Genomic DNA, 2843 nt, shown 5'->3' with positions numbered 1-2843 from the left:
GGTCGCCGACGCGATCCGTCTGGTACGCCTTCCGTACCACCTCTCCGCCATCACGCAGGCGACCGCCCTGGCGGCCCTCCGTCACCGCGAAGCCCTCATGGCGGACGTCGAGGACATCAAGGTCCAGCGCGATCGCATTGTCAGCGAGTTGACCCGCATGGGCTTCAAGCCGGCCGCCTCCGATTCGAACTACGTATTTTTCGGCGGAATCGAGAATCCCCACGCCCTGTGGCAAGGCCTGCTGGAGCGCGGAGTCCTGATCCGCGACGTCGGCATCCCGGGCCACCTCCGCGTCACCGCCGGCACGGAGCCTGAAACCACTGCATTCCTCAAGGCGCTCGAAGCCTTGCTGGACGGCCAGGTCTCCGCACCGGCCTAGACTTGAACAAGTCCCACCACTCCTTCCTCCTAAGGACATATCGATGAGCGAAAACGGCGCCAGCACGGCGGCCGCCCGGACAGCACGCATGGAACGCACCACCAGCGAATCCTCCGTCCTGGTTGAAATCAACCTCGACGGCACGGGCGTCTCGGATATCAGCACCTCGGTGCCGTTCTATGACCACATGCTGACGGCGCTCTGCAAGCATTCGCTCATCGACATGACCGTCAAGGCGAGCGGAGACACCCACATCGACGCCCACCACACCGTGGAGGACGTTGCCATTACCTTCGGCGAGGTCCTGCGCACAGCCTTGGGTAACAAAGCAGGGATCCGTCGCTTCGGCGAGGCCACGGTCCCGTTGGATGAAGCATTGGCCCACGCCGTCGTCGACGTCTCCGGACGTCCTTACCTGGTCCACGGCGGTGAGCCCGCAGGGCAGGAATACCACCTGATCGGTGGACACTTCACCGGTTCGCTGACCCGCCACGTCTTTGAGGCCATCACCTTGCACGCCGGTATCTGCCTCCACATGAATGTCCTGGCCGGCCGGGATCCGCACCACATCGTGGAGGCCCAGTTCAAGGCCTTTGCCCGTGCACTCCGTTCCGCCGTCGAGTCCGACCCCCGTGTCGAAGGCATTCCGTCCACCAAGGGTGCCTTGTGAGTGGGCAGATCCTCAAGGACGGCGCTGTGGTCGATCCGAAGGCTGCCAGCCGCATCGTCTCGCCCGAGGGAAAGCCGACCGTAACGGTCCTTGACTACGGCTCGGGCAACGTCCGCTCGGCGGTCCGCGCGCTTGAGCGTGCCGGAGCGGCAGTCACGTTGAGCGCCAAACCCGAAGACGTCCTGAACGCCGACGGTCTCCTGGTCCCCGGCGTCGGCGCCTTCGAAACGGTGATGCGTGAACTCAAGGCAGTGGACGCGATCCGGATGATCGGCCGTCGCGTTGCCGGAGGCCGGCCAGTCCTGGGTATCTGCGTAGGGCTCCAGGTCCTGTTCGAGGCCGGAGTGGAGCACGGTACCGAGGCCGAAGGCATGGGCGAGTGGCCCGGCAAAGTGGAACTCCTGCCTGCCCCCGTTGTGCCGCACATGGGCTGGAACACTGTGGACGTGCCGGAAGGCTCGAAGCTGTTCGCCGGCGTCGAGCACGAACGCTTCTATTTTGTGCACTCGTATGGCGTACAGAAGTGGGAATTCGACGTTGTCCAGCCCCGCATGGCTCCGCCGAAGGTGACGTGGTCCGAACACGGCGCCCCCTTTATCGCCGCCGTGGAAAACGGACCGTTGTGTGCCACGCAATTCCACCCCGAGAAGTCGGGCGACGCAGGAGCCCGGCTCCTGCGCAACTGGGTTGAGGGTTTGCGCCCGCAAGCAAAAACCCAGCCGCAGCCGACCGAGGCCGGAGGCGCTGCCTGATATGTGGTCCGTTATCTTCATGGGCGCGGCCGGGCTGCTGGTTGGCGGCGGAATCTCCTTCCACCAGCAGAAACGCCCCGCCTGGGTCTCCATTTCGTTCTACGTACTCGCTGGCTTGGCTCTGCTAGCCGCCTACCTCTTCACTTTGCCTGCAAAATAAGTTGCCGGGCAACTGACGCCCGTCCCCACAACACCGAGGACTTCAATGACCACCGCCTCCGAACTGCCCGTTCTGGAACTCCTGCCCGCCGTCGACATCGTGGACGGCCAGGCCGTTCGTCTCCTTCAGGGAGAAGCCGGCTCCGAGACCAGTTACGGCACCCCGCTGGAAGCGGCGCTGAACTGGCAGAACGCCGGAGCCGAGTGGGTGCACATGGTGGACCTTGACGCGGCGTTCGGACGCGGCAACAACGCCGGCCTCATCAGCGAGGTCGTCTCGCAGCTGAACGTCAAGGTGGAGCTGTCCGGCGGACTGCGCGACGACGAATCCCTTGAGCGCGCGCTTGAGCTCGGCGTCGCCCGCGTGAACCTCGGAACCGCCGCGCTGGAGAATCCGGAATGGACCCGCCGGGCCATCGACCGCTTCGGTGACAAGATCGCCGTCGGGCTCGACGTCCGTGGAACGACGCTCGCAGGCCGGGGCTGGACCAAGGAAGGCGGGGACCTCTGGGAGGTGCTGGCCCGCCTTGAGGATGCCGGCTGCGCCCGCTACGTGGTCACCGACGTCACGAAGGACGGGACACTGCAGGGACCCAACGTCGAGCTGTTGCGCCAGATGGTCGAAAAGACCGGCAAGCCAGTTGTCGCGTCGGGCGGCATCTCCAGCCTTGAGGACCTGCGCGTCCTGCGGGAGCTCGTACCGCTTGGGGTCGAAGGAGCGATCGTCGGCAAGGCGCTGTATGCCGGTGCCTTTACGCTCCCGGAAGCGCTGGACGTCGCCGGCCGCCGCTGATGTCTCACGATCCACAGTTCCCGGCAGCTGACCAGGCTTCGACTCCGGCACCCCGGCAGTTGCCCGGGCACATCGCTGCGGCCCTGGCAG

5 protein-coding genes are annotated in these 2843 nt (G+C 65.5%); all 5 read left to right on the top strand.

Going from position 1 to position 2843, the window contains the following annotated elements; all coding sequences use genetic code 11:
- The coding region (locus AHiyo1_RS04880; RefSeq protein WP_113990568.1) for an aminotransferase class I/II-fold pyridoxal phosphate-dependent enzyme at positions 1 to 379 on the top strand (379 nt) is incomplete at its 5' end.
- Between the two features lie 43 nt (positions 380 to 422).
- A complete protein-coding gene (gene hisB / locus AHiyo1_RS04875) occupies positions 423 to 1049 on the top strand; it encodes an imidazoleglycerol-phosphate dehydratase HisB (RefSeq protein ID WP_059387799.1) in 627 nt (208 codons plus the stop codon).
- Positions 1046 to 1801, top strand: a complete 756-nt coding sequence (gene hisH, locus AHiyo1_RS04870) for an imidazole glycerol phosphate synthase subunit HisH (protein ID WP_059387798.1) — start codon at positions 1046 to 1048, stop codon at positions 1799 to 1801. The genes hisB and hisH overlap by 4 nt, the downstream gene beginning before the upstream one ends.
- Before the next feature lies 1 nt (position 1802).
- Positions 1803 to 1961 (top strand): hypothetical protein, encoded by a 159-nt coding sequence (locus AHiyo1_RS24460; protein ID WP_172465499.1) that lies wholly within the window; start codon positions 1803 to 1805, stop codon positions 1959 to 1961.
- A gap of 45 nt (positions 1962 to 2006) precedes the next feature.
- Complete coding sequence (gene priA / locus AHiyo1_RS04865; RefSeq protein ID WP_059387797.1) at positions 2007 to 2753, top strand: bifunctional 1-(5-phosphoribosyl)-5-((5-phosphoribosylamino)methylideneamino)imidazole-4-carboxamide isomerase/phosphoribosylanthranilate isomerase PriA; 747 nt, start codon at positions 2007 to 2009, stop codon at positions 2751 to 2753.
- Positions 2754 to 2843: the final 90 nt, after the last annotated feature.

The organism is Arthrobacter sp. Hiyo1, from assembly GCF_001263615.2.
Taxonomy (GTDB): Bacteria; Actinomycetota; Actinomycetes; order Actinomycetales; family Micrococcaceae; genus Arthrobacter.
The sequence above is the reverse complement of the archived record's forward strand: the minus strand, read 5'-3'. Positions and strand labels throughout refer to the sequence as shown.

Coding starts and splice junctions, on each gene's coding strand:
- priA (WP_059387797.1), top strand. CDS start 2,007: ATGACCACCGCCTCCGAACTGCCCGTTCTGGAACTCCTGCCCGCCGTC.
- hisB (WP_059387799.1), top strand. CDS start 423: ATGAGCGAAAACGGCGCCAGCACGGCGGCCGCCCGGACAGCACGCATG.
- AHiyo1_RS24460 (WP_172465499.1), top strand. CDS start 1,803: ATGTGGTCCGTTATCTTCATGGGCGCGGCCGGGCTGCTGGTTGGCGGC.